Annotated in this window: 21 protein-coding genes; 19 read left to right on the plus strand and 2 right to left on the minus strand. The window is 59.1% G+C overall.

Features of this window, described 5'->3' with window-relative positions; translation table 11 throughout:
* Positions 1 to 421: 421 nt before the first annotated feature.
* The 4 genes from ACSIPU_RS17095 (at position 422) to speB (ending at position 3,905) form a co-directional block, all read left to right on the plus strand.
* A complete protein-coding gene (locus ACSIPU_RS17095) occupies positions 422 to 571 on the plus strand; it encodes a hypothetical protein (protein ID WP_418278323.1) in 150 nt (49 codons plus the stop codon).
* Positions 572 to 656: 85 nt separating this feature from the next.
* On the plus strand, positions 657 to 788 hold the full coding sequence (gene yqgB, locus ACSIPU_RS17100; RefSeq protein ID WP_127472328.1) for an acid stress response protein YqgB: 132 nt from the start codon (positions 657 to 659) through the stop codon (positions 786 to 788).
* Positions 789 to 796: 8 nt separating this feature from the next.
* A complete protein-coding gene (gene speA, locus ACSIPU_RS17105; protein WP_004105692.1) occupies positions 797 to 2,773 on the plus strand; it encodes a biosynthetic arginine decarboxylase in 1,977 nt (658 codons plus the stop codon).
* A 211-nt stretch (positions 2,774 to 2,984) separates the two neighbouring features.
* Positions 2,985 to 3,905 carry an agmatinase gene (gene speB, locus ACSIPU_RS17110; RefSeq protein ID WP_004105690.1) on the plus strand — a complete coding sequence of 307 codons (921 nt, stop codon included), beginning with the start codon at positions 2,985 to 2,987 and terminating at the stop codon, positions 3,903 to 3,905.
* A gap of 3 nt (positions 3,906 to 3,908) precedes the next feature.
* On the opposite strand, the gene ACSIPU_RS17115 is transcribed toward speB, so the two are convergent.
* The gene (locus ACSIPU_RS17115; RefSeq protein WP_023321628.1) at positions 3,909 to 5,120 is read right to left on the minus strand and encodes an MFS transporter; all 1,212 of its coding nucleotides are present in this window, start codon (positions 5,118 to 5,120) and stop codon (positions 3,909 to 3,911) included.
* Positions 5,121 to 5,545: 425 nt separating this feature from the next.
* Between ACSIPU_RS17115 and ACSIPU_RS17120 the strand changes: the two genes are divergently transcribed.
* The 14 genes from ACSIPU_RS17120 to ACSIPU_RS17185 all read left to right on the plus strand — a co-directional run bounded on the left by ACSIPU_RS17120 (position 5,546) and on the right by ACSIPU_RS17185 (position 18,253).
* Positions 5,546 to 5,869 carry a Rieske (2Fe-2S) protein gene (locus ACSIPU_RS17120; RefSeq protein WP_004105687.1) on the plus strand — a complete coding sequence of 108 codons (324 nt, stop codon included), beginning with the start codon at positions 5,546 to 5,548 and terminating at the stop codon, positions 5,867 to 5,869.
* The gene (locus tag ACSIPU_RS17125) at positions 5,866 to 6,174 is read left to right on the plus strand and encodes a recombinase-like helix-turn-helix domain-containing protein (RefSeq protein ID WP_004105685.1); all 309 of its coding nucleotides are present in this window, start codon (positions 5,866 to 5,868) and stop codon (positions 6,172 to 6,174) included. Before ACSIPU_RS17120 ends, ACSIPU_RS17125 begins: the two co-directional genes overlap by 4 nt.
* A gap of 10 nt (positions 6,175 to 6,184) precedes the next feature.
* Positions 6,185 to 7,207, plus strand: a complete 1,023-nt coding sequence (locus ACSIPU_RS17130) for an aromatic ring-hydroxylating oxygenase subunit alpha (protein WP_004115357.1) — start codon at positions 6,185 to 6,187, stop codon at positions 7,205 to 7,207.
* A complete protein-coding gene (locus ACSIPU_RS17135) occupies positions 7,207 to 7,956 on the plus strand; it encodes an SDR family oxidoreductase (protein WP_016807911.1) in 750 nt (249 codons plus the stop codon). The genes ACSIPU_RS17130 and ACSIPU_RS17135 overlap by 1 nt, the downstream gene beginning before the upstream one ends.
* Positions 7,957 to 7,969: 13 nt before the next feature.
* The gene (locus ACSIPU_RS17140) at positions 7,970 to 8,758 is read left to right on the plus strand and encodes an IclR family transcriptional regulator (RefSeq protein WP_004105673.1); all 789 of its coding nucleotides are present in this window, start codon (positions 7,970 to 7,972) and stop codon (positions 8,756 to 8,758) included.
* 88 nt (positions 8,759 to 8,846) lie between these two features.
* Positions 8,847 to 9,773 (plus strand): VOC family protein, encoded by a 927-nt coding sequence (locus ACSIPU_RS17145; protein ID WP_032729243.1) that lies wholly within the window; start codon positions 8,847 to 8,849, stop codon positions 9,771 to 9,773.
* Positions 9,770 to 10,957, plus strand: a complete 1,188-nt coding sequence (locus tag ACSIPU_RS17150) for an NAD(P)/FAD-dependent oxidoreductase (protein WP_196558174.1) — start codon at positions 9,770 to 9,772, stop codon at positions 10,955 to 10,957. The genes ACSIPU_RS17145 and ACSIPU_RS17150 overlap by 4 nt, the downstream gene beginning before the upstream one ends.
* Positions 10,958 to 10,983: 26 nt before the next feature.
* The gene (locus ACSIPU_RS17155) at positions 10,984 to 12,240 is read left to right on the plus strand and encodes an MFS transporter (protein WP_032729244.1); all 1,257 of its coding nucleotides are present in this window, start codon (positions 10,984 to 10,986) and stop codon (positions 12,238 to 12,240) included.
* Positions 12,241 to 12,250: 10 nt separating this feature from the next.
* Entirely contained in the window at positions 12,251 to 12,781 is a 531-nt protein-coding gene (locus tag ACSIPU_RS17160; protein WP_032729245.1) for a cupin domain-containing protein, read from the plus strand.
* A gap of 9 nt (positions 12,782 to 12,790) precedes the next feature.
* Positions 12,791 to 13,561, plus strand: a complete 771-nt coding sequence (locus ACSIPU_RS17165) for an alpha/beta fold hydrolase (RefSeq protein ID WP_032729246.1) — start codon at positions 12,791 to 12,793, stop codon at positions 13,559 to 13,561.
* Complete coding sequence (locus ACSIPU_RS17170) at positions 13,545 to 14,339, plus strand: SDR family oxidoreductase (RefSeq protein ID WP_032729247.1); 795 nt, start codon at positions 13,545 to 13,547, stop codon at positions 14,337 to 14,339. Before ACSIPU_RS17165 ends, ACSIPU_RS17170 begins: the two co-directional genes overlap by 17 nt.
* A 9-nt stretch (positions 14,340 to 14,348) precedes the next feature.
* Entirely contained in the window at positions 14,349 to 15,113 is a 765-nt protein-coding gene (locus ACSIPU_RS17175; protein ID WP_004115341.1) for an aspartate dehydrogenase, read from the plus strand.
* A 15-nt stretch (positions 15,114 to 15,128) separates the two neighbouring features.
* Entirely contained in the window at positions 15,129 to 16,598 is a 1,470-nt protein-coding gene (locus tag ACSIPU_RS17180; RefSeq protein WP_032729248.1) for an aldehyde dehydrogenase, read from the plus strand.
* Positions 16,599 to 16,612: 14 nt separating this feature from the next.
* Positions 16,613 to 18,253, plus strand: a complete 1,641-nt coding sequence (locus ACSIPU_RS17185; protein WP_017145437.1) for a thiamine pyrophosphate-binding protein — start codon at positions 16,613 to 16,615, stop codon at positions 18,251 to 18,253.
* A 132-nt stretch (positions 18,254 to 18,385) separates the two neighbouring features.
* On the opposite strand, the gene ACSIPU_RS17190 is transcribed toward ACSIPU_RS17185, so the two are convergent.
* Entirely contained in the window at positions 18,386 to 19,144 is a 759-nt protein-coding gene (locus tag ACSIPU_RS17190; protein WP_017145438.1) for a M48 family metallopeptidase, read from the minus strand.
* A gap of 280 nt (positions 19,145 to 19,424) precedes the next feature.
* Between ACSIPU_RS17190 and ACSIPU_RS17195 the strand changes: the two genes are divergently transcribed.
* Positions 19,425 to 19,588: hypothetical protein (locus tag ACSIPU_RS17195; RefSeq protein WP_172614012.1), on the plus strand; the 164-nt coding region annotated here is incomplete at its 3' end.

The following is a 19,588-nucleotide window of genomic DNA, read 5'->3' on the forward strand; positions in this document are numbered from 1 at the left end:
AGAATGGCTTTGACGGATGACTCTACCAAAGCTTGCAGGTAGTGACACGAGCAGTCTGAGTGTTAATCAGTATAGATGGATTAACTTCTGGACGGCTATTTTAGGGCAGTTCTTGACCCCATTTCCAGCCTTTTTTGATATTCGTCGCATTTATAGAAAAAGGGCGGTGGCAATTTTTCCTGACAATGCCCGGCAACGCGCATATTTTTATTTTGCTTTTTACCCCGCTTATCGGTATAAAACGCCGCGCGCGGCTCATTAAAACAGCGCACGAGCACTCACCTCGTGACGCCACTTCCAGCCGGGTTAAGCAGTCTGTATTGACAGAGTCCCGCAGCGGCTTTTTTGCTGGCTGTCCGGATCCTATAGCTTTGGCTTGTCGCTGGCCCGTACCGGGGCAGTGTGGAGGTGATACCAGATAATGAACCCACGTTTTTCGCCTGACTCGTCGCGTCGTTCCGTCGCGCGTCACTATTCCTCAATCCGCATCTCTCTCATGCAAACCAGCCGATGTTCTACCCATCTCGGCGTTTCTCAGGATTCCAGGGCCGGCAGGCTACAGGAAAACTGAACAAGGGCGCTCTTGCGATAGCAAGGGTTTTCTCGTGGTTTCTCCGGACTGTCATACTCCGTTCGGGTACGTGTTTTACGATGATATGAATAAGAAACCGGTCGCTCAGCCGCAAGTCCAGCACTATCTACTGGGATTTCGGACTGTTTATGGGTTGTTATCGCTTCTTCGGATTGCGATAGTAGTCAACTGTTTTACACTTGTTACTAAAATTTGAGGTTCGCTATGTCTGACGACATGTCTTTATCTTCGCCTTCGTCAGCAGGCGATCACGGTGTACTACGTTCCATGCAGGAGGTTGCGATGAGCTCCCAGGAAGCCAGCAAGATGCTACGTACTTACAATATTGCCTGGTGGGGTAATAACTACTACGACGTTAACGAACTGGGCCATATCAGCGTCTGCCCGGATCCTGACGTTCCGGAAGCGCGCGTTGACCTTGCCGAGCTGGTGAAAGCGCGTGAAGCTCAGGGGCAGCGCCTGCCTGCACTGTTCTGCTTCCCGCAGATTTTGCAGCACCGCCTGCGTTCGATTAACGCCGCCTTTAAACGGGCGCGTGAGTCTTATGGCTATAACGGTGACTACTTTCTGGTTTATCCCATCAAGGTTAACCAGCATCGCCGCGTGATTGAATCGCTGATCCACTCCGGCGAACCGCTGGGTCTGGAAGCCGGCTCGAAGGCCGAGCTGATGGCGGTACTGGCGCACGCCGGCATGACCCGCAGCGTGATTGTTTGTAACGGTTATAAAGACCGTGAATATATCCGCCTGGCGCTGGTGGGTGAAAAGATGGGCCATAAGGTCTATCTGGTCATTGAGAAAATGTCGGAAATCGCCATCGTGCTGGAAGAAGCCGAGCGGCTGAACGTGGTGCCGCGTCTTGGCGTGCGTGCGCGTCTGGCTTCGCAGGGCTCTGGCAAGTGGCAGTCCTCCGGCGGCGAAAAATCCAAATTCGGCCTCGCGGCGACCCAGGTTCTGCAGCTGGTTGAAATTCTGCGCGCCGCAGGGCATCTCGACAGCCTGCAGCTGCTGCACTTCCACCTTGGCTCGCAGATGGCCAATATTCGCGATATCGCCACCGGCGTGCGTGAATCGGCGCGTTTCTACGTCGAGCTGCATAAGCTGGGCGTGAATATTCAGTGCTTCGACGTTGGCGGCGGTCTCGGCGTTGACTATGAAGGGACCCGTTCGCAGTCCGACTGCTCGGTGAACTATGGCCTGAACGAATACGCCAACAACATTATCTGGGCAATTGGCGATGCCTGTGAAGAGAACGGTCTGCCGCATCCGACGGTGATTACCGAATCCGGCCGTGCGGTCACCGCGCACCACACCGTACTGGTATCCAACATCATCGGCGTTGAGCGTAACGAATATACCGAGGCGACCCCGCCCGCGGAAGATGCCGCGCGTCCGCTGCAAAGCATGTGGGAAACCTGGCTGGAGATGCAGGAAACCGGCAACCGCCGCTCGCTGCGCGAATGGCTGCACGATAGCCAGATGGATCTGCACGATATTCATATCGGCTACTCCTCCGGCACCTTTAATCTTCAGGAACGCGCCTGGGCCGAGCAGCTGTATCTGAATATGTGCCATGAAGTGCAGAAACAGCTCGATCCCAGCAACCGCGCGCATCGCCCGATAATCGATGAGCTGCAGGAGCGTATGGCGGATAAGATTTACGTCAACTTCTCTCTGTTCCAGTCGATGCCGGATGCATGGGGTATCGATCAGCTATTCCCGGTGATGCCGCTGGAAGGGTTGAACAAGGTACCGGAACGCCGCGCGGTGCTGCTGGATATCACCTGCGACTCCGACGGCGCAATTGACCACTACGTCGATGGCGATGGCATTGCGACCACCATGCCGATGCCGGAATACGATCCGGAAAATCCGCCGATGCTGGGCTTCTTCATGGTAGGCGCCTACCAGGAGATTCTGGGCAATATGCACAACCTGTTCGGCGATACGGAAGCCGTAGACGTGTTTGTCTTCCCTGACGGCAGCGTCGAAGTGGAGCTGTCGGATGAGGGGGACACCGTCGCGGATATGCTGCAGTACGTCCAGCTGGATCCGAACACGCTGCTGACGCAGTTCCGCGATCAGGTGAAAAAGACCGATCTCGACGCTGACCTGCAGCAGCAGTTCCTTGAAGAGTTCGAAGCGGGTTTATACGGCTACACTTATCTGGAAGACGAGTGATATACGTCCTCTCCGTAGCGGAGAGGGAAGAGAGAGGGGAAGGCTCATTACGCCATTCGCCAGACTCACTTGAACACGTAGACATTTGCGGCGATAATTCGCCCAATTAAGCAGCAAACTTATTCAAACCCTTCCTCGTCGGGCCTAACGACGCGGAGGGGTTTTTTTATATTTGTATTTCAATACAACGACTGTAAAAGAGGTCATAACCATGAGCACCTTAGGTCATCAATACGATAACTCCCTGGTATCCAACGCATTTGGCTTTCTGCGTCTACCGATGAATTTTATGCCGTACGACAGCGATGCGGACTGGGTCATCACCGGCGTACCGTTTGATATGGCGACCTCCGGACGCGCGGGCGGGCGTCATGGCCCGGCGGCGATCCGTCAGGTGTCGACTAACCTTGCGTGGGAGCATAACCGTTTCCCGTGGAACTTTGATATGCGCGAGCGGCTGAACGTCGTGGACTGCGGCGATCTGGTTTACGCTTTCGGCGATGCGCGTGAAATGAGTGAAAAGCTGCAGGCGCATGCGGAAAAACTGCTGGCGGCAGGTAAGCGCATGCTTTCATTCGGCGGCGACCACTTTGTGACGCTACCGCTGCTGCGCGCTCATGCTAAGCACTTCGGCAAAATGGCGCTGGTGCATTTCGATGCCCACACCGATACCTACGCCAACGGCTGCGAATTTGACCACGGCACCATGTTCTATACCGCGCCGAACGAAGGCCTGATCGATCCGCACCATTCAGTGCAGATCGGCATTCGCACCGAGTTTGATAAGGACAACGGGTTTACCGTGCTGGATGCGGGTCAGGTTAACGACCGCAGCGTCGACGACGTGATCGCTCAGGTGAAACAGATCGTCGGCGATATGCCGGTGTACCTGACCTTTGATATCGACTGCCTGGATCCGGCGTTTGCGCCGGGCACCGGTACACCGGTGATCGGCGGACTGACCTCCGATCGCGCGATCAAACTGGTGCGCGGCCTCAAGGATCTGAACATTGTCGGTATGGACGTGGTGGAAGTCGCTCCGGCCTATGACCAGTCCGAAATCACCGCCCTGGCGGCGGCGACGCTGGCGCTGGAAATGCTTTACATTCAGGCGGCGAAAAAAGGCGAATAAGCCTCAGACGCTGACTGCTGCTGCGCGACGCATGCGCAGCAGCAGCATGCCTCCTGCGCAAAGCGTTATCAGCTGCGATACCACCAGTACCGAGAATCCTGAGCTTACCGATCCCGCCGATTTCATGACCATTCCCATCAGCAGCGGGATAAACGCCGCGCAGATATTACCGATGCCATTAATAATGCCATAGGCGCTGCCTACCGCTTCGCGCGGCGCATGATGCTGCAAGACCGCCGGGATCGCCGCGCCCTGCAGCCCCCAGAAAACGTTCGCCGCCAGCATAAACAGCGCCAGCATCGCCTGCTGGTGGCTGAGCATCAGCGCCAGTACCGACAGAGCGGTCAGCAGGCCGCCGATAATAAACAGCACCGGCGCCTGCTCCGGGCGCATTTTATCGAGAAGTACCCCTCCGAGAAATTTTGAACCCAGGCTCAGCAGAAACGGAACCGCCGCCAGCAGGCCGGTAGCCTGTAGCGAGAAGTGATGCTCGTCGCGCAGCCAGGCCGGCAGCCAGGCGCTGCTGCCCCATAGATAGCTGAGGGTGGCGATCTCCACCAGCAGGATCCAGCCCAGCAGCGGCGTGCGCCAGGCGAGGGTCAAGGTTGTAATCATACCGGGCCTGGCGCGGCGTTCATTGACGACTGGAGCAGGTAAAAAGCGCCAGACTAAGCCGCCGCCGAGCAGCAGGTTGAGCAGCGCCAGGGCGTAAAACGATCCCATCCAGCCGACGTGCGCCATCAGCCAGGTGACCAGCGGAAAGCCAGCCGCCAGCCCGAGCGAAACGCCGAGAGCGGTCACGGCGTTAGGTTTACCGACCTCATCGGCGGCGAAGCTATCGCTGATAAAGCGGGTTTTCAGCGAGAATAGCGGCCCCTCGGCAACGCCGAGAACGATGCGCGCGATTAACATGCCCAGCAGGGAGCCCAGCAGCGGAGAAACCGCGCAAACCAGCGCCCATATCGCTACGCTGCTTAACAGCCCCTGGCGATAGTTGAGCTTACTTTCTATAAGGGGAGTTAATATTAAAGCCGATAAACCATAACCAAGAAGAAAGCATGTCATCAGCATGCCTTGTAACATTCTGTTTTCATTTAAATGAAAGTGAGCGGCAAATTCGGGGTTCAGAATCATCACTGAGATATTTACCCGATCGACGTAAGAAATAATTATTAACAAAAGTAATGCGATAGTACCTTGCCATCTTGCCGCCATGATTTACCTCTTTTTAAATTTAATACATTTTGGTTATTATTTTTTTGACGCCAGAAATAATCACTTAACTAAAATGGTTCACCTATGAAAATCATTGTTTATTAAGGTTTAATTTTCTTTTTGTTTCATATGTGAAACACCGCAAGCTCCCTTCCTGTTCATTTTTAACGATCTTCATGAAAAGAAGTCAATAGCGCATTTTGTTTCTGAAGAGATAGCGTTTTTTATAATGAAAGGGCGCTTTAAATATCATCATTTCATCTGGCTGCTTTTTTTCGTGATCAATTCCACAGTTAGCTAATTAAAAAGCCATTCATTAACAAATTAGTCACATTGCTGCTTGACGAAAGATTCATCGCTTTTATATTGACCGTATTAAATAAGAAACAGAGTTTCATATATGAAACAAAGCCCGGAGGAATGCGATGAGCTGGATTGGCGTGTGTGACGCGGAGCAAGTACAGGAAGATTTCCCCTATAGCGGCAGTATCGATGGTAAAGAAATCGGTATCTATCTGATTGATGGCGAATATTACGCGCTGGAAGACGTTTGTCCCCATGCGTATGCGCTGCTGAGCCAGGGCTTTGTCGAAGATGGCAAGGTGGAGTGCCCGCTGCATGAAGCGGTATTCGACGTCAAAACCGGCCAGTGTCTGCACGGCCCCGGCGGGCGCAACCTGCATCGCTACCCGGTGCGGGTATACGACAAGCAGATCCAGATTTCTTTTATCGAGGAGAACGTGGCATGAGCGAAACCCTGGACTTTAACCCGGCGCTGCCGGAAAGCCGTCAGTTTACGCCGCCGGCGGAAGGCGGAAACGGCAACATTCACAAACCCGGCGACTACACCAATCTGATCTGGCAAACCCGCAGCCGGGTGCCGGAAAGCTGGGAGCTACAGCTTATCGCCACCCTCGAGACGCTCTTTGAACAGGGCGCAGAAAGCCTCGGTGAGCTGGTGAACGGCCTGAACGGCGTCAGAATGCACGACCAGCAGGGGGAACCGTGGAGCGAGAGCAGCTTCCAGGCATTTCTGCAGGTAAACGGATACTGAGGACACAGCGATGACAACAACGGTACAGAACTATCTTGATAAAGGATTACGCGGCCTGTGGTATCCGGTGCTGGCGAGCTGGGAAGTGCAGTCGGCGCCGGTGGGGATTACCCGCCTCGGCGAACAGATTGTGGTCTGGCGCAATAAAGATGGCCAGGTGCAGGCGCTGGAAGACCGCTGCCCGCACCGCGGCGCGCGCCTGTCGATGGGCTGGAACCTGGGCGATCGCATTGCCTGCTGGTATCACGGCGTGGAAGTGGCCGGTAACGGCGAAGTGAAAGACGTCCCGGCGGTTGACCGCTGCCCGCTGGTGGGTCAGCAGTGCGTTCGCAGCTACAGCGTTCAGGAAGCGCATGGCGCCATTTTCCTGTGGTTTGGCGTCACCGCCGACCAGCAGCCTGATGAGCTGAGCTTTCCGGAAGAGCTGGCCAATAGCGACAAATTTAGCCACTTCCTGTGTACCGCAGCGTGGAAATGCAACTACCAGTACGCGCTGGAAAACGTGATGGACCCGATGCACGGCACCTATCTTCACTCCTCCTCGCACTCGATGGCGGAAGGCGATCGCAAAGCCGACATGGTGCTGCAGCCGACGAAAACCGGGTTTATTTTTGAGAAAAAAGGGCAGGTTGGCGTTAACTTCGACTGGGTCGAACTGGGCAGCAGCGGGGCCTACTGGATGCGCCTCTCTATTCCGTACAAAAAGCGCTTCGGGCCGGGCGGCCACTTCTGGATTGTCGGCATGGTGGTGCCGGAAGATAACGACAACTGCCGCGTCTTCTTCTGGCGCATCCGCGGCGTACAGGGCTGGCAGCGCGATCTATGGCGATTTATGTACCGCAACCGCCTGGAAAAACTGCACTGGGAAGTGCTCGAACAGGATCGCGTGGTGCTGGAAAGCCTGGCGCCGAATGCCCGCGATCGCGAATATCTTTATCAGCACGACGTCGGCCTTTCCCGCCTGCGCCGCATGATGCAGAAAGCGGCAAAAGAGCAGCTGGCGGCCCTGGAAGAGCAGCAGGGAGCCGCCTGATGAACGGTCTGTTGAACGGAAAACGTATCGTCGTCACCGGCGCGGCGCGCGGCCTGGGCTACCACTTTGCCGAAGCCTGTGCCGGGCAGGGAGCGGCGGTAGTGATGTGCGACATTCTGCGGGGCGAACTGGCGGAAAGCGCTCATCGTCTGCAGGAAAAGGGCTACTGCATTGAATCCCATGAGATCGATCTCGCCGATAGCGAGTCGATCGACCGGGTATTCAGCGCTATCGGCGAGCGGGGGGCGATCGACGGGTTAGTGAATAATGCGGCGATGGCCACCGGCGTCGGCGGGAAAAACATGCTCGATTACGATCCGGATCTGTGGGATCGGGTGATGACGGTTAACGTCAAAGGCACCTGGCTGGTGACCCGCGCGGCGGTGCCGCTGCTGCGTGAAGGGGCCGGGATCGTCAATGTCGCTTCGGATACCGCTCTGTGGGGAGCGCCGCGGCTGATGGCCTACGTGGCCAGTAAAGGTGCGGTGATCGCGATGACCCGCTCGATGGCCCGCGAACTGGGGGAGAAACGGATCCGCATAAACGCCATCGCGCCGGGGCTGACCCGCGTTGAGGCGACGGAATACGTGCCCGCGGAACGCCATCAGCTGTATGAAAACGGTCGCGCGCTCAGCGGCGCGCAGCAGCCGGAAGACGTCACCGGCAGCGTAGTCTGGCTGCTCAGCGATCTGTCGCGGTTTATCACCGGCCAGCTGATCCCGGTCAACGGCGGTTTTGTTTTTAACTAATAAGTGAGGCGGTATGGCGAACGAGCAGGAAGTGAAGTATCTGGTGCCGGGGCTTGAGCGCGGCCTGCAGCTGCTGCTGGCTTTTGGCGAACAGCATCGCGATCTGACCTTCGCCGAGCTGCACCGGCTGGTGGATATGCCGAAAGCGACCGCCTATCGCGTGGTGCAAACGCTGGAGTATATGGGCTTTCTCGAACGCAACGCGCGCACCAATACCTTTTCGCTGGGGATGAACGTGCTGCGGCTGGGCTTTGAATATATTGCCTCGCTGGATATCGCCCAGGTAGGTCAGCCGGTTATCGAGCAGCTGCGTGATGTCAGCCAGTGCAGCAGCCATCTGGCAATCCGCGATGGCCGGGACATCATCTACATCGCTCGCGTCAGCGCGGCCGGTTCGCGGATAAACCAGGTCAGCGTCGGCACCCGGCTGCCGGTGCACTGCACCTCGCTGGGCCGCATGCTGCTGACCGATGTTTCACGCAGCGAGTTTGAACAGCTGTTCCCCAACGAGCGGCTGCCGGGCAACACCCCGGGCCAGCTGCACGATCGCGAAGCGCTGTGGCAGATGGTGCAGCAGGATAAAGCCCGCGGCTATGTGATTGGCGAGTCGTTCTTTCGCCACGGCATTTCGTCGATTGTCTACCCGGTGTATGACCGCAGCGGCCGGGTGGCGGGAGTCGTCAGTATCCTGGTGCCCTCCGATGAGATCCCGCAAAGCGATCGCGAGCGGCTGCAGAACGACGTCAGCCTGGCGGCGGACAAAATTTCCGGTTTCCTGGGATATTTGTCTCAGGCAAGTTAAATCAAACACTTAACGGCAGGCGCTTGAGTGCGTCGGGCATGTTTTACGCCCAAATTCGGGCGACTGAACGGTAAAGAGGCGACGAAAAATGAGTATTACCGGAATTGAAAAGCTGGAATTTGGCGTAGATGACCTGAACCATAGCGCCAAATTTATGCACGATTTTGGCCTGGCTGGCGACGCCAGAGGCCGCGTGTTCACCACCCTCAGCGGCGCGCGCATTGAGCTTAACCCGTTGGAGGCCGCCGACCTGCCGCCGGCTTTTGAAACCGGCAATACGCTGCGCCGTATGACCTGGGGCGTGGCCGACCAGGCGGCGCTGGAAGCGCTGCGTCCAAAGCTGGAACGTCAGCCTGGCTTCCGCAGGGTCGACGGCGCGCTGGAGTGCCTCGACCCGAACGGCATGACGCTGCGAGTGCAGGTCAGCCAGCAAAAGGCGGTGGAGCTGAACGTCGAGCCAATTAATCAGTGGGGCGATATTCGTCGTATCGACACGCCGAGTCCGGTTTACGACCGCGCGCAGCCGATCAACGTCGGCCACGTGGTGTTCTTCGTTGAAGAGCTGGCGGCGGTCGAAAGCTTCTATCGCGAGGTGCTCGGCTTCCAGGTGTCAGACCGCTACATTAACCGCGCGGTCTTCCTGCGCTGCGGCGCGCGCGGTGGCCATCACAACCTCTTCCTGCTGCAGCTGCCGAACCGTAAGCGCGGGCTGAATCATGTTGCTTTCACCGTCCGCGATATTCACGAGGTGATCGGCGGCGGCATCGCGATGAACAAAAATGCCTGGAGCACTTTCATCGGCCCCGGTCGCCACCCGGTCTCCTCGGCCTACTTCTGGTACGTCAACAGCCCCACCGGCGGCGCCTTCGAGTACTACACCAACGATGATTATCTGACGGAAAACTGGCAGCCGCGCGAACTGGAGCACTCGTTGGTCTCCTTTACCGAGTGGGCGGTGGAAGGCGGAATCGACCACGATACCCGCCGCCAGCAGAAAAAAACGGAGGCGGTATGACGGCGCGGATCGTGATAGTCGGCGGCGGCCAGGCGGGCGGCTGGGCGGCGAAAACGCTGCGCGACCAGGGCTTCGGGGGCGAGATTTGCGTAGTGGCGGAAGAGGAATGGGATTTCTATGAACGGCCGCCGCTGTCCAAAGCCGCGTTGCTGGATACCGATGCGCAGCTACCGCGCTTGTTTTCGCACGAGGCGCAGCAGGCGCTGAACCTGACCTGGTACCGTCCGCTGCGTGCAGAGCGGATTGACCGACTAGCTAAAACGGTGATTTTAAGTAACGGCGAACGCCTGAGTTACAACGTCCTTTTAATCGCCACCGGGGGGCGAGCGCGTCTACCGGACGAGTCGTGGGCGGCGCATCCCCAGGTTTATACCCTGCGTCACTGGCAGGATGCGCAGCGTCTGAAAAGTCGTCTGGCGGCAAGTCAAAAACTGGCGATAGTCGGCGGCGGCTGGATTGGCCTTGAGATTGCCGCTTCGGCGCGCAAATGCGGCGTGGCCGTAACCCTTTATGAGCAGCAGCCAGCATTGTGCATGCGTTCGGTGAGCGCGGAAGTTTCGCAGGCGCTGGCGCAGATGCACCGCGAGCAGGGTGTCGATATTCGCTGCGGCTGCGGCGCGCTGGAGCTGGAAGAGGATAACGCTCTGCCAACGCTGCACTGCGACGGCCGGCGGGAAACCTTCGATGCGGTGGTGGTGGGGATCGGGGTCGTTCTTAATCTCGAACTGGCGCGCGACGCGGGGCTGAAAACCGAGCGCGGGATCGTTGTGGATAGCCAGGGGCGAACGTCGGATCCGTTCATCTTTGCTGCCGGGGATGTGGCGCAGCATCATCACTACGGCCTGTGCATCCAGTCCTGGGCCTTCGCCCAGAATCAGGCGGTGGCGACGGCAAAAGCGATGCTCAACCCCGATGCGCCAGGCTACGACGACGCGCCGTGGCTGTGGTCGGATCAATATCAGCACAATATCCAGATCCTCGGTATTCCGCAGCCGGGCAGCAGAACGATAGCGCGTGAAGATTCGCTGTACTTCTCGCTGGACGAAAACGGGCGGCTGACGCAGCTGGTGGCGTTTAATGATGCGCGCACCGTCAAGCTGGCGAAGCGCTGGATGGCGGCGGGGAGGGATCTTTCCGATGTCCCGCTCGCCGACCCGGCTTTTTCACTGATGTCGTTGCGATAGCTAACCCGCACCCTTAAGGGGGAGAAATGACCACATTAGAGACTAACGCCGCGCCTGCTGAGGCGAGCGGCGAGGGCATCCGCACGCCTGAAAAAGCGGTTCGCTGGGCCATTCCGCTGTCGCTGCTGGCCTGCGTACTGCTGGCGTTCTTCGACAAAATCAGCATCGCCGCGCTGTTTTCCGATAGCCACTTCCAGCAGGCGATGGGGATCGATTTCGACACCACCCGTCTGGGCATACTGATGAGCGCTTTCCTGCTGAGCTATGGATTCTCTTCGGTGCTGCTAAGCGGCCTGGGCGACCGTATTGCGCCGCTGCGCCTGCTTACCGGAATGATGGCGGTGTGGTGCGTTTTGATGCTGGTGATGGGCTTTACCCATAACTATACGCTGATGGTGACGCTGCGAATTTTGCTGGGTATCGCCGAAGGGCCGCTGTTCCCGCTGGCGTTCGCTATCGTCCGCCATACCTTTCCCCAGCATTTGCAGGCGCGCGCCACCATGCTCTGGCTGCTCGGGACGCCGGTCGGCGCGGCGATTGGCTTCCCGCTGTCGATTTGGTTGCTTAACACCTTCGGCTGGCAGAGCACCTTCTTTGTGATGGCGATGCTGACGGTACCGGTACTGATTTTTGTGCGCATCGGGCTGCGCGGCATCACGCTGGGGGCAAAAGCCAGCGGCGGGCAAACGTCGCAGGAGGCACGCCGCAGCGCGCGCCGCGAGCTGTTTGTCAGCCCGCACTTCTGGATGATCTGCATCTTCAACATCGCCTTTCTCGCCTATCTGTGGGGCATCAACGGCTGGCTGCCCGGCTACCTGATTAAGGGTAAAGGCATTCATCTCGAACACGCCGGCTGGCTGTCGTCGATGCCGTTTATCGCCATGCTGCTCGGCGAAATCATCGGCGCCTGGCTGTCTGACCGCGTCGATAAGCGCGCCGCCGCCTGCTTTATTTCCCTGGCGGGCGCAGGCATTGGCCTGGCGGCGGTGATGCATTTCACCACCCCGCTGCCGGTGATTGCGGCGATGAGCTTTAGCACCTTTATGTGGGGGACCGGCGCACCGAATATTTTTGCGCTGCTGGCCAAGGCAACCCATCCGCGAGTCAGCGCCACGGCGGGCGGGATTTTCAACGGGCTGGGAAACTTTGCCGGGGCGCTATCGCCGGCGGTGATGGGCGCGCTGATCGCCTTCACCCACAGCATGGATTCCGGGCTGATTTTTCTGGCGGTGATGGCGGCGGTGGGCTGCGTCCTGTTACTGCCGCTGCTAAGACGTTACTGAGGATAAAACGATGACTGATTCAACCGTAACTGCAAAACTGAGTCTCAAACCTGAACATCTGACGATGGAAGAGTGGGTCGAGTCGCGTATCGCGCGCTTTGAAGGCCGTAAATACGACTGGAATGCGCTGAAGTTCCAGGCAGATTTCGACCCGAAATATCGTCGCGCGCAGATGCGCTACATCGGCACCGGCGCGACCGGCGTCGCCAGCGATAGCAATACCGTCCAGGCGGAACACTTTACCTTCTCCACCATGGTACTGCCGTCCAGGTGCGAAGGCCCGCTGCACCTGCATGATGATGTGGAAGAGGTGTTCTTCATGCTCAAAGGGCAGATCACCCTGATGATTCAGGATGGCGACAACTATACCGAGACCGTTCTGCGCGAACGCGATCTGATTTCTGTTCCTGCCGGGATTTATCGCGGGCTATTCAACCACGGCGAGGAAGAAGCGCTGATGTGCGTGATGCTCGGTACGCCAAAGCCGCATATTCCGACCTACCCGGAAGATCATCCGCTGTCGAAAGTGAAGCGTAGCTAAGGGGGGATGATGACGGGTTTTCGTGAACAAGGAAGCGGTACGCCGCTGACGCTGCTGCACGGCATCAGTTCCGGCGCGGCCTCCTGGCATAAACAGATGGCGCTTCCCGGCTACCGCGTGCTGGCCTGGGATATGCCCGGTTATGGCGAAAGCCCGATGCTTGCGACGGCGAGGGCGGATGCCGGCGCCTACGCCGATGCACTGGCGCGGATGCTTGACCGCGCCGGGGTGCAGAAAACCGTTCTGCTCGGCCATTCGCTGGGCGCGCTGGTCGCCGCCGCTTTCGCCGCCAGATATCCCCAGCGCGTGCGGTATCTGGTGCTGGCCGACGTCGCCCAGGGCTACGGCCAGGCGGAGGCCGCGCAGCGGGAAAAAGTCTGGCAGGGGCGTCAGCAGCAAATGGCTCTGGGCGGCGAGGCGATGGCCGAGGGGCGGGCGGCGAAGCTGCTGCGCGCCGGCGCGCGCGAAGCCGATGTGGCGACGGTCGCGGCAGGCATGCGCAGGCTGCGCAGTGAAGGCTATCTCGCCGCCGCCTGGATGCTGGCGCACGACGACATCCACCGCTGGCTTGCCGGGTACCGCGGCCGCTTCGCCGTGTGGTGCGGCGAGCAGGATGCCATCACCCAGCCCGAGCTGGTGCAGGGGGTGGCGCTACGCTACGGCATGCCGTATCTCGCCATCCCGCAGGCCGGGCACGCCAGCTATCTCGATAACGCTACGTTTTTTAACCAACAGCTTTTACGCATAGGGGAAGAGGTGCGCGATGAATGCACAAATTGAAGGACGCGTCGCGGTGGTCACCGGCGGCTCGTCAGGGATTGGCTTCGAAACGCTGCGCCTGCTATTGGGCGAAGGGGCGAAAGTCGCCTTTTGCGGCCGCAACCCGGACCGGCTGGCCAGCGCTCACGCGGCGCTGTTAAACGAATATCCCGCAGGAGACGTGTTTTCCTGGCGCTGCGACGTTCTGAACGAACAAGAGGTTCAGGCCTTTGCAGATGCGGTCGGGGCCCAATTTGGCGGCGCTGACATGCTGATAAACAATGCTGGCCAGGGCTATGTCGCCCATTTCGCCGATACGCCGCGCGAGGCCTGGCTGCACGAAGCCGAACTGAAGCTGTTCGGGGTGATTAATCCTGTCAGGGCGTTCCAGCCGCAGCTTGAACGGTCGGACATCGCTTCAATTACCTGCGTGAACTCGCTGCTGGCGCTGCAGCCGGAAGAGCACATGATCGCCACCTCAGCCGCCCGCGCCGCGCTGCTTAATATGACGCTGACCCTGTCGAAGGATCTGATTGGCAAAGGGATTCGCGTCAATTCCATTCTGCTGGGCATGGTCGAATCCGGGCAGTGGCAGCGCCGTTTTGCAGACCGCAGCGATAAGAGCCAGAGCTGGCCAGAGTGGACCGCCGACATAGCCCGTAAGCGCGGGATCCCGATGGCGCGGCTTGGCAAACCACAGGAACCGGCGCAGGCGCTGCTGTTTCTCGCTTCGCCGCTGGCTTCGTTTACCACCGGCGCGGCGCTGGATGTGTCCGGCGGCTTTTGCCGTCACCTGTAAGGAAAGATGATGAAAAAGGTGATGTTAATCGGCTATGGCGCGATGGCGCAGGCGGTCATTGAGCGGTTACCGCCGCAGGTGTCGCTGGGCTGGATCGTGGCTCGCGAGCCGCATCATGCGGCGATCCGCCAGCAGTTTGCCGGGGCGGTTACGCCGCTGAGCGATCCGCAGCAGTGCGATCGGACGCCGGATCTGGTGCTTGAATGCGCCAGCCAGCAGGCGGTAGCGCAGTACGCCGAGGCGGTGCTGGCCCGCGGCTGGCATCTGGCGGTGATCTCCACCGGCGCGCTGGCGGATAGCGAACTGGAACAGCGCCTTCGCCAGGCGGGCGGCAAGCTCACGCTGCTGGCGGGCGCGATAGCCGGTATTGATGGCCTGGCGGCGGCGAAAGAGGGCGGCCTTGAGCGCGTGACCTATCAGTCGCGTAAAAGTCCGGCCAGCTGGCGCGGCAGCTACGCTGAGCAGCTTATCGATCTCAGCGCGGTACATGAAACGCGCATTTTCTTTGAAGGCAGCGCCCGCGAAGCGGCGCGGCTGTTTCCGGCGAATGCCAACGTGGCGGCGACCGTGGCGCTGGGCGGTATTGGTCTCGATGCCACCCGGGTGCAGCTGATGGTGGATCCGACGACCCAACGCAACACCCATACGCTGCACGCCGAAGGACTGTTCGGCGAGTTTCACCTGGAGCTGAGCGGTCTGCCGCTCGCCAGCAATCCCAAAACGTCGACCCTGGCGGCACTGAGCGCGGTACGCGCCTGCTGCGAACTGACATAACGCAGAGAGGCTGAGATGGACGAGTTAGACATTTTTATCGGCGGTCAGTGGCGGCGCGGCGGCGGCAACCTGATGCACAGCCGCTTTCCGGCGGATGGATCGCTTAACGCTTCATTATATGCGGCCAGCCTGGACGACCTGCAGGAGGCGATCGACTGCGCCGATCGCGCATGGCGGGAACCGACGTGGCGGACCATGCTGCCGCATCAGCGGGCAAAGATCCTGCATAAGGTCGCCGATCTGATTGAAGCGCAAATTGACGAGTTAACCCGTAAACAGAGCCGCGACAACGGTAAACCGCTGGCGGAAGCGCGGGGCCTGGTCATGAGCGCGGCGGGCACCGCGCGCTATTTTGCCGCCGCCTGCGAACTGCTGGAAGGCGAGCTGCCGACGCCGCGTCAGGCGGATCTGCTGACCTTGAGCCGCTATGAACCGCTGGGCGTAGTGGCGGCGATTACGCCGTGGAACTCGCCCATCGCCAGCGAAATGCAGAAGGTGGCTCCGGCCATCGCCGCCGGTAACGCGGTGATCCTCAAGCCGGCGGAAGCGACGCCGCTGATGGCGCTGGAGCTGGCGAAGATTTTTGCACAGGCCGGATTACCTCCCGGGCTGCTGAGCGTTCTGCCCGGAAAAGGCTCGGTCATTGGCGATGCGCTGGCTCGCCATCCTAAGGTGCGCAAAATTTCCTTTACCGGCGGTACCGCTACCGGGCGGCATCTGGCGCACGTGGCGGCGGAAAAGCTGATCCCGGCGTCGCTGGAGCTGGGCGGAAAATCGCCAACTATTGTGCTGGAAGATGCCGACATCGAACAGGCGGCGCGGGGCATCTGCTACGGCATATTCAGCTCCGGCGGCCAGGCCTGTATCGCCGGATCGCGTCTGTTCATTGATGAAAAAGTCTATCCGCAATTAATGGCCCGCCTGCTGGAATTAACCCGAGGGCTGCGGGTGGGCCACCCGTTTAGCGGGGATACCCACGTCGGACCGCTGATTAACGATAAGCATCGCCAGAGCGTGCTGGAGTATGTCGAGCTGGCGAAGCGCGAAGGCGGTAGCGTGCTGTGCGGCGGCGAGATCCCGGCGGATCCGGCGCTGGCGGCGGGCAGCTACTTCCTGCCGACGATCGTCGAGGGACTCAACAACCGGGCTCGCGTCTGTCAGGAAGAGATCTTTGGGCCGGTACTGGTGGCGATGCGCTTTCGCGACGAAGCGGCGCTGATCCGCGAGGCCAATGATTCGGTGTTCGGGCTGGCCGCGGGGATCTGGACGCGCGATACCGGCCGCGCCCTGCGCCTGAGCGAACAGCTGGAGGCCGGTACGGTGTGGATCAACACCTACAAGGTTTTCTCTATTTCCACCCCGTTTGGGGGATTTAAAGAGAGCGGTCTGGGCCGCGAAAAAGGTATCCAGGGCCTGAAGGCCTGGATGCAGCAGAAGAGTATTTATCTGGCGACGGGTAATAGCGTCAACCACTGGTGTGATTGAGAGAAGGGTGAGCAATGAGTGAAATGATAACCGTCGGCGACGCCATCGCCAGAACGCTGGAGCAGTATCACGTTGAAGCCATATATGGCGTCATTTCTATTCACAATCTGCCGATCGCCGATGCCGTCGGCCAGCGGGAAAAAATCCGCTTCGTCCCGGCGCGCGGGGAGGCGGGATCGGTGACCATGGCCGACGCCCACGGGCGTTTTTCCGGGCTCGGCGTGGCGCTGACCAGCACCGGCGCCGGGGCGGGCAACGCCGTCGGCGCGTTGGTTGAGGCAATGAACGCCGGCACGCCGCTGCTGCACCTGACCGGTCAGGTCGAAAAGGCCTGGCTGGATGCCGACACCGGGTTTATTCACGAAACCCGCGATCAGCTGACCTTCCTGAAAGCCAGCTCAAAGCGCGCATACCGTATCAGTAACGCCAATCAGGCGGTAGCGCTCCTGCATAAAGCGATTCAGGATGCGCAAACGCCGCCGTGCGGTCCGGTCTCGGTTGAAATTCCGATCGATATTCAAAGCGTGAAAATTCCGCTTTCGCTGCTGACCGCGCCGCTGAAAACGCCACCGGTGGCGGAAGCTGAAGAGGCAATGGTTGATGCGCTGTGGGCGCAGCTTAAGCAGGCGAAGCGGCCGCTGCTGTGGCTCGGCGGCGGCGCTTTAGAGAGCTGCGAGGCGGTGAAGACGCTGGCCGATGCCGGGATGACGGTGATTTCCAGCACCCATGGCCGCGGTATTCTGCCGGATAGCCACCGCGCCAGCCTGCGCGCATTTCACAATTCCCCATCGGTTGAAGCGTTGATTTCACAATGTGATTTCACACTTGTCGCTGGTTCACGTCTGCGCAGTAACGAAACGCGCTCATGGACGCTGGAACTGCCCGCGCCGCGGGTACAGATTGATATCGACCCGGCGGCGGCCAGCCGTAACTATCTGATGGACAATACGCTGGTGGCGGACTGCAGCGCGTTTTTAGACGCGCTGGCGGAACGAGCGCAGGGGCGAATATGGGGCGACGCGCGCTGGGATAGCCAAATAAAAGAAGCGGTGGCGATGGCGGAGCAGGGGCTGCGCGAACAGTGCGGTGATTACGCCAGATTAAATGACGCTATCGCGCAGGCGCTGCCGGAGAACGGTATCCTGGTTCGCGATATTACCGTGTCCGGCAGCCTGTGGGGGAGCCGCCTGTTTCGCGCCCACGGTCCGCTGATGAATATTCATTCTCTGGCCGGTGCTATCGGTATGGGGCTGCCGATGGCGATCGGCACCGCAATTGCTAATCCGCAGCGTAAAGTGGTGGGGCTGGTCGGCGACGGCGGACTGAGCCTGAACCTCGGCGAGCTGGCGACGTTGGCACAGGAGAAGGCTAACGTGACGCTGCTGATTATGAATGACGGCGGCTACGGCGTGATGCGCGGTATTCAGGATAAGTACTTTGGCGGCCGCCAGTATTATAACGAGCTGCATACGCCGGACTTTACGCTGCTGGCGCAGGCCATCGGTCTGCAGGCGTGGAGCGTCGATCGGGCGGATGATTTCCAGGCGGTGATGACTGAAGCGCTGGCGATGCCGGGGCCCTCGGTGGTGGAAGTGAAGATGGGCCAGATCGGCGCGCTGCGTTTTGCCGGGCCGCCGCAAAAGACGCTGTACTAATCTGCCGGCGAGCCCGCATGCCGCCTCCGGGGAAAACGCCCGGCTAGAGGGCCCAAACCCTCTCCTTACCGGGAGAGGGGGGACTCCGCAAGGCGTTCCTCTTCACTATAAACAGTGAGAGTCCGCCGGGGCTTACTTAATCCCGTCGGCCTTCATGCGATCGCGGATATGCTGAGCGCGTTCTTCCGATGCCGGGTGGTCATCAAACATTGAGCTTTGGCGTCCGGCTTCCAGCTTCGCCAGTTTTTCGAAGCTGGTCGCGAGGCCCGCAGGATTAATTCCGCGTTTGCGCAGCAGATCGTACGAGTAGTCATCCGCCTCGGACTCCTGACGCTGGGAGAACTGTGAGTTCACCAGCTTCTCGCCAAGATCGCCCAGCTGCGACTGCGACAGGCTGCCGACGATACCGCCAGCGGAGGCCGCCGCCGCGCGTACCGCGTTGGTGCCTAATGCCACCTGCATGCCTTTCTTCACATGGCCCAGCGCGACGTGACCCATTTCGTGGCCGATAACCGCTTCGACTTCATTATCATTCATCAAATCCATCAGTCCGCTGTAAACGCGGATACAGCCGTTAGCCATGGCGAAGGCGTTAACGTCCTTGGTCTGGTACACTTTATAGTTCACCGGCTGGCCGTTGATGTTGTCCCCCAGCGCGGCGGCGATTTTACTCAGACGTTTGCTGTATTCACTGCTGGCAGGCGCGATAGTCGCTTTCGCATCCATCTCCTGACAGGCTTTGTCGCTTAGGGCTTTGACCTGCTCATCGCTGAGTGAATAAGCCTGGAAAGCTTCTGCGCCGGAACTAAGCAGACCATTGGAGTCCATGTTCTGACATCCGGTAAGCGTTGCTGCGATCCCAAGGGCAAGAAGAGCTGAGCGAATTTTCATTTTTTTATCATCCACAATCTTATGGTTCTTTATCCGAAAAAACGGCGATGGCTGACCTGCCGTATCCTGTGCAAATTATAAATACTATATGAGAATGCGGGCGAGAGGATTACGCCGTAGCACAACGTGTTCCAGAGATTTCTTAAACGGCAAAAGGATGCTCCATGTACATGCTTTGCCGCTTAGGTTACATTGTTCACACTTTTTTCCGGCGTAGCCCAAAACGCGCTGTCGTCAAGTCGCTGCGGGCATGGCCTTCATTATCCGATCTGGAGTCAAAATGTCCTCACGTAAAGAGCTTGCTAACGCTATTCGTGCGCTGAGCATGGACGCAGTACAGAAAGCCAAATCCGGCCACCCGGGTGCCCCGATGGGTATGGCTGACATTGCCGAAGTCCTGTGGCGTGATTTCCTGAACCATAACCCGCAGAACCCGTCCTGGGC

Origin of the sequence: Klebsiella sp. HN106 (assembly GCF_051209435.1) — a bacterium.
GTDB classification, from domain to species: domain Bacteria; phylum Pseudomonadota; class Gammaproteobacteria; order Enterobacterales; family Enterobacteriaceae; genus Klebsiella; species Klebsiella oxytoca.

Excerpts from the sequence above, each read along its gene's own strand:
- ACSIPU_RS17095 (WP_418278323.1), top strand. The coding sequence starts at position 422 with ATGAACCCACGTTTTTCGCCTGACTCGTCGCGTCGTTCCGTCGCGCGT.
- yqgB (WP_127472328.1), top strand. The coding sequence starts at position 657 with ATGAATAAGAAACCGGTCGCTCAGCCGCAAGTCCAGCACTATCTACTG.
- speA (WP_004105692.1), top strand. The coding sequence starts at position 797 with ATGTCTGACGACATGTCTTTATCTTCGCCTTCGTCAGCAGGCGATCAC.
- speB (WP_004105690.1), top strand. The coding sequence starts at position 2,985 with ATGAGCACCTTAGGTCATCAATACGATAACTCCCTGGTATCCAACGCA.
- ACSIPU_RS17115 (WP_023321628.1), bottom strand. The coding sequence starts at position 5,120 with ATGGCGGCAAGATGGCAAGGTACTATCGCATTACTTTTGTTAATAATT.
- ACSIPU_RS17120 (WP_004105687.1), top strand. The coding sequence starts at position 5,546 with ATGAGCTGGATTGGCGTGTGTGACGCGGAGCAAGTACAGGAAGATTTC.
- ACSIPU_RS17125 (WP_004105685.1), top strand. The coding sequence starts at position 5,866 with ATGAGCGAAACCCTGGACTTTAACCCGGCGCTGCCGGAAAGCCGTCAG.
- ACSIPU_RS17130 (WP_004115357.1), top strand. The coding sequence starts at position 6,185 with ATGACAACAACGGTACAGAACTATCTTGATAAAGGATTACGCGGCCTG.
- ACSIPU_RS17135 (WP_016807911.1), top strand. The coding sequence starts at position 7,207 with ATGAACGGTCTGTTGAACGGAAAACGTATCGTCGTCACCGGCGCGGCG.
- ACSIPU_RS17140 (WP_004105673.1), top strand. The coding sequence starts at position 7,970 with ATGGCGAACGAGCAGGAAGTGAAGTATCTGGTGCCGGGGCTTGAGCGC.
- ACSIPU_RS17145 (WP_032729243.1), top strand. The coding sequence starts at position 8,847 with ATGAGTATTACCGGAATTGAAAAGCTGGAATTTGGCGTAGATGACCTG.
- ACSIPU_RS17150 (WP_196558174.1), top strand. The coding sequence starts at position 9,770 with ATGACGGCGCGGATCGTGATAGTCGGCGGCGGCCAGGCGGGCGGCTGG.
- ACSIPU_RS17155 (WP_032729244.1), top strand. The coding sequence starts at position 10,984 with ATGACCACATTAGAGACTAACGCCGCGCCTGCTGAGGCGAGCGGCGAG.
- ACSIPU_RS17160 (WP_032729245.1), top strand. The coding sequence starts at position 12,251 with ATGACTGATTCAACCGTAACTGCAAAACTGAGTCTCAAACCTGAACAT.
- ACSIPU_RS17165 (WP_032729246.1), top strand. The coding sequence starts at position 12,791 with ATGACGGGTTTTCGTGAACAAGGAAGCGGTACGCCGCTGACGCTGCTG.
- ACSIPU_RS17170 (WP_032729247.1), top strand. The coding sequence starts at position 13,545 with ATGAATGCACAAATTGAAGGACGCGTCGCGGTGGTCACCGGCGGCTCG.
- ACSIPU_RS17175 (WP_004115341.1), top strand. The coding sequence starts at position 14,349 with ATGAAAAAGGTGATGTTAATCGGCTATGGCGCGATGGCGCAGGCGGTC.
- ACSIPU_RS17180 (WP_032729248.1), top strand. The coding sequence starts at position 15,129 with ATGGACGAGTTAGACATTTTTATCGGCGGTCAGTGGCGGCGCGGCGGC.
- ACSIPU_RS17185 (WP_017145437.1), top strand. The coding sequence starts at position 16,613 with ATGAGTGAAATGATAACCGTCGGCGACGCCATCGCCAGAACGCTGGAG.
- ACSIPU_RS17190 (WP_017145438.1), bottom strand. The coding sequence starts at position 19,144 with ATGAAAATTCGCTCAGCTCTTCTTGCCCTTGGGATCGCAGCAACGCTT.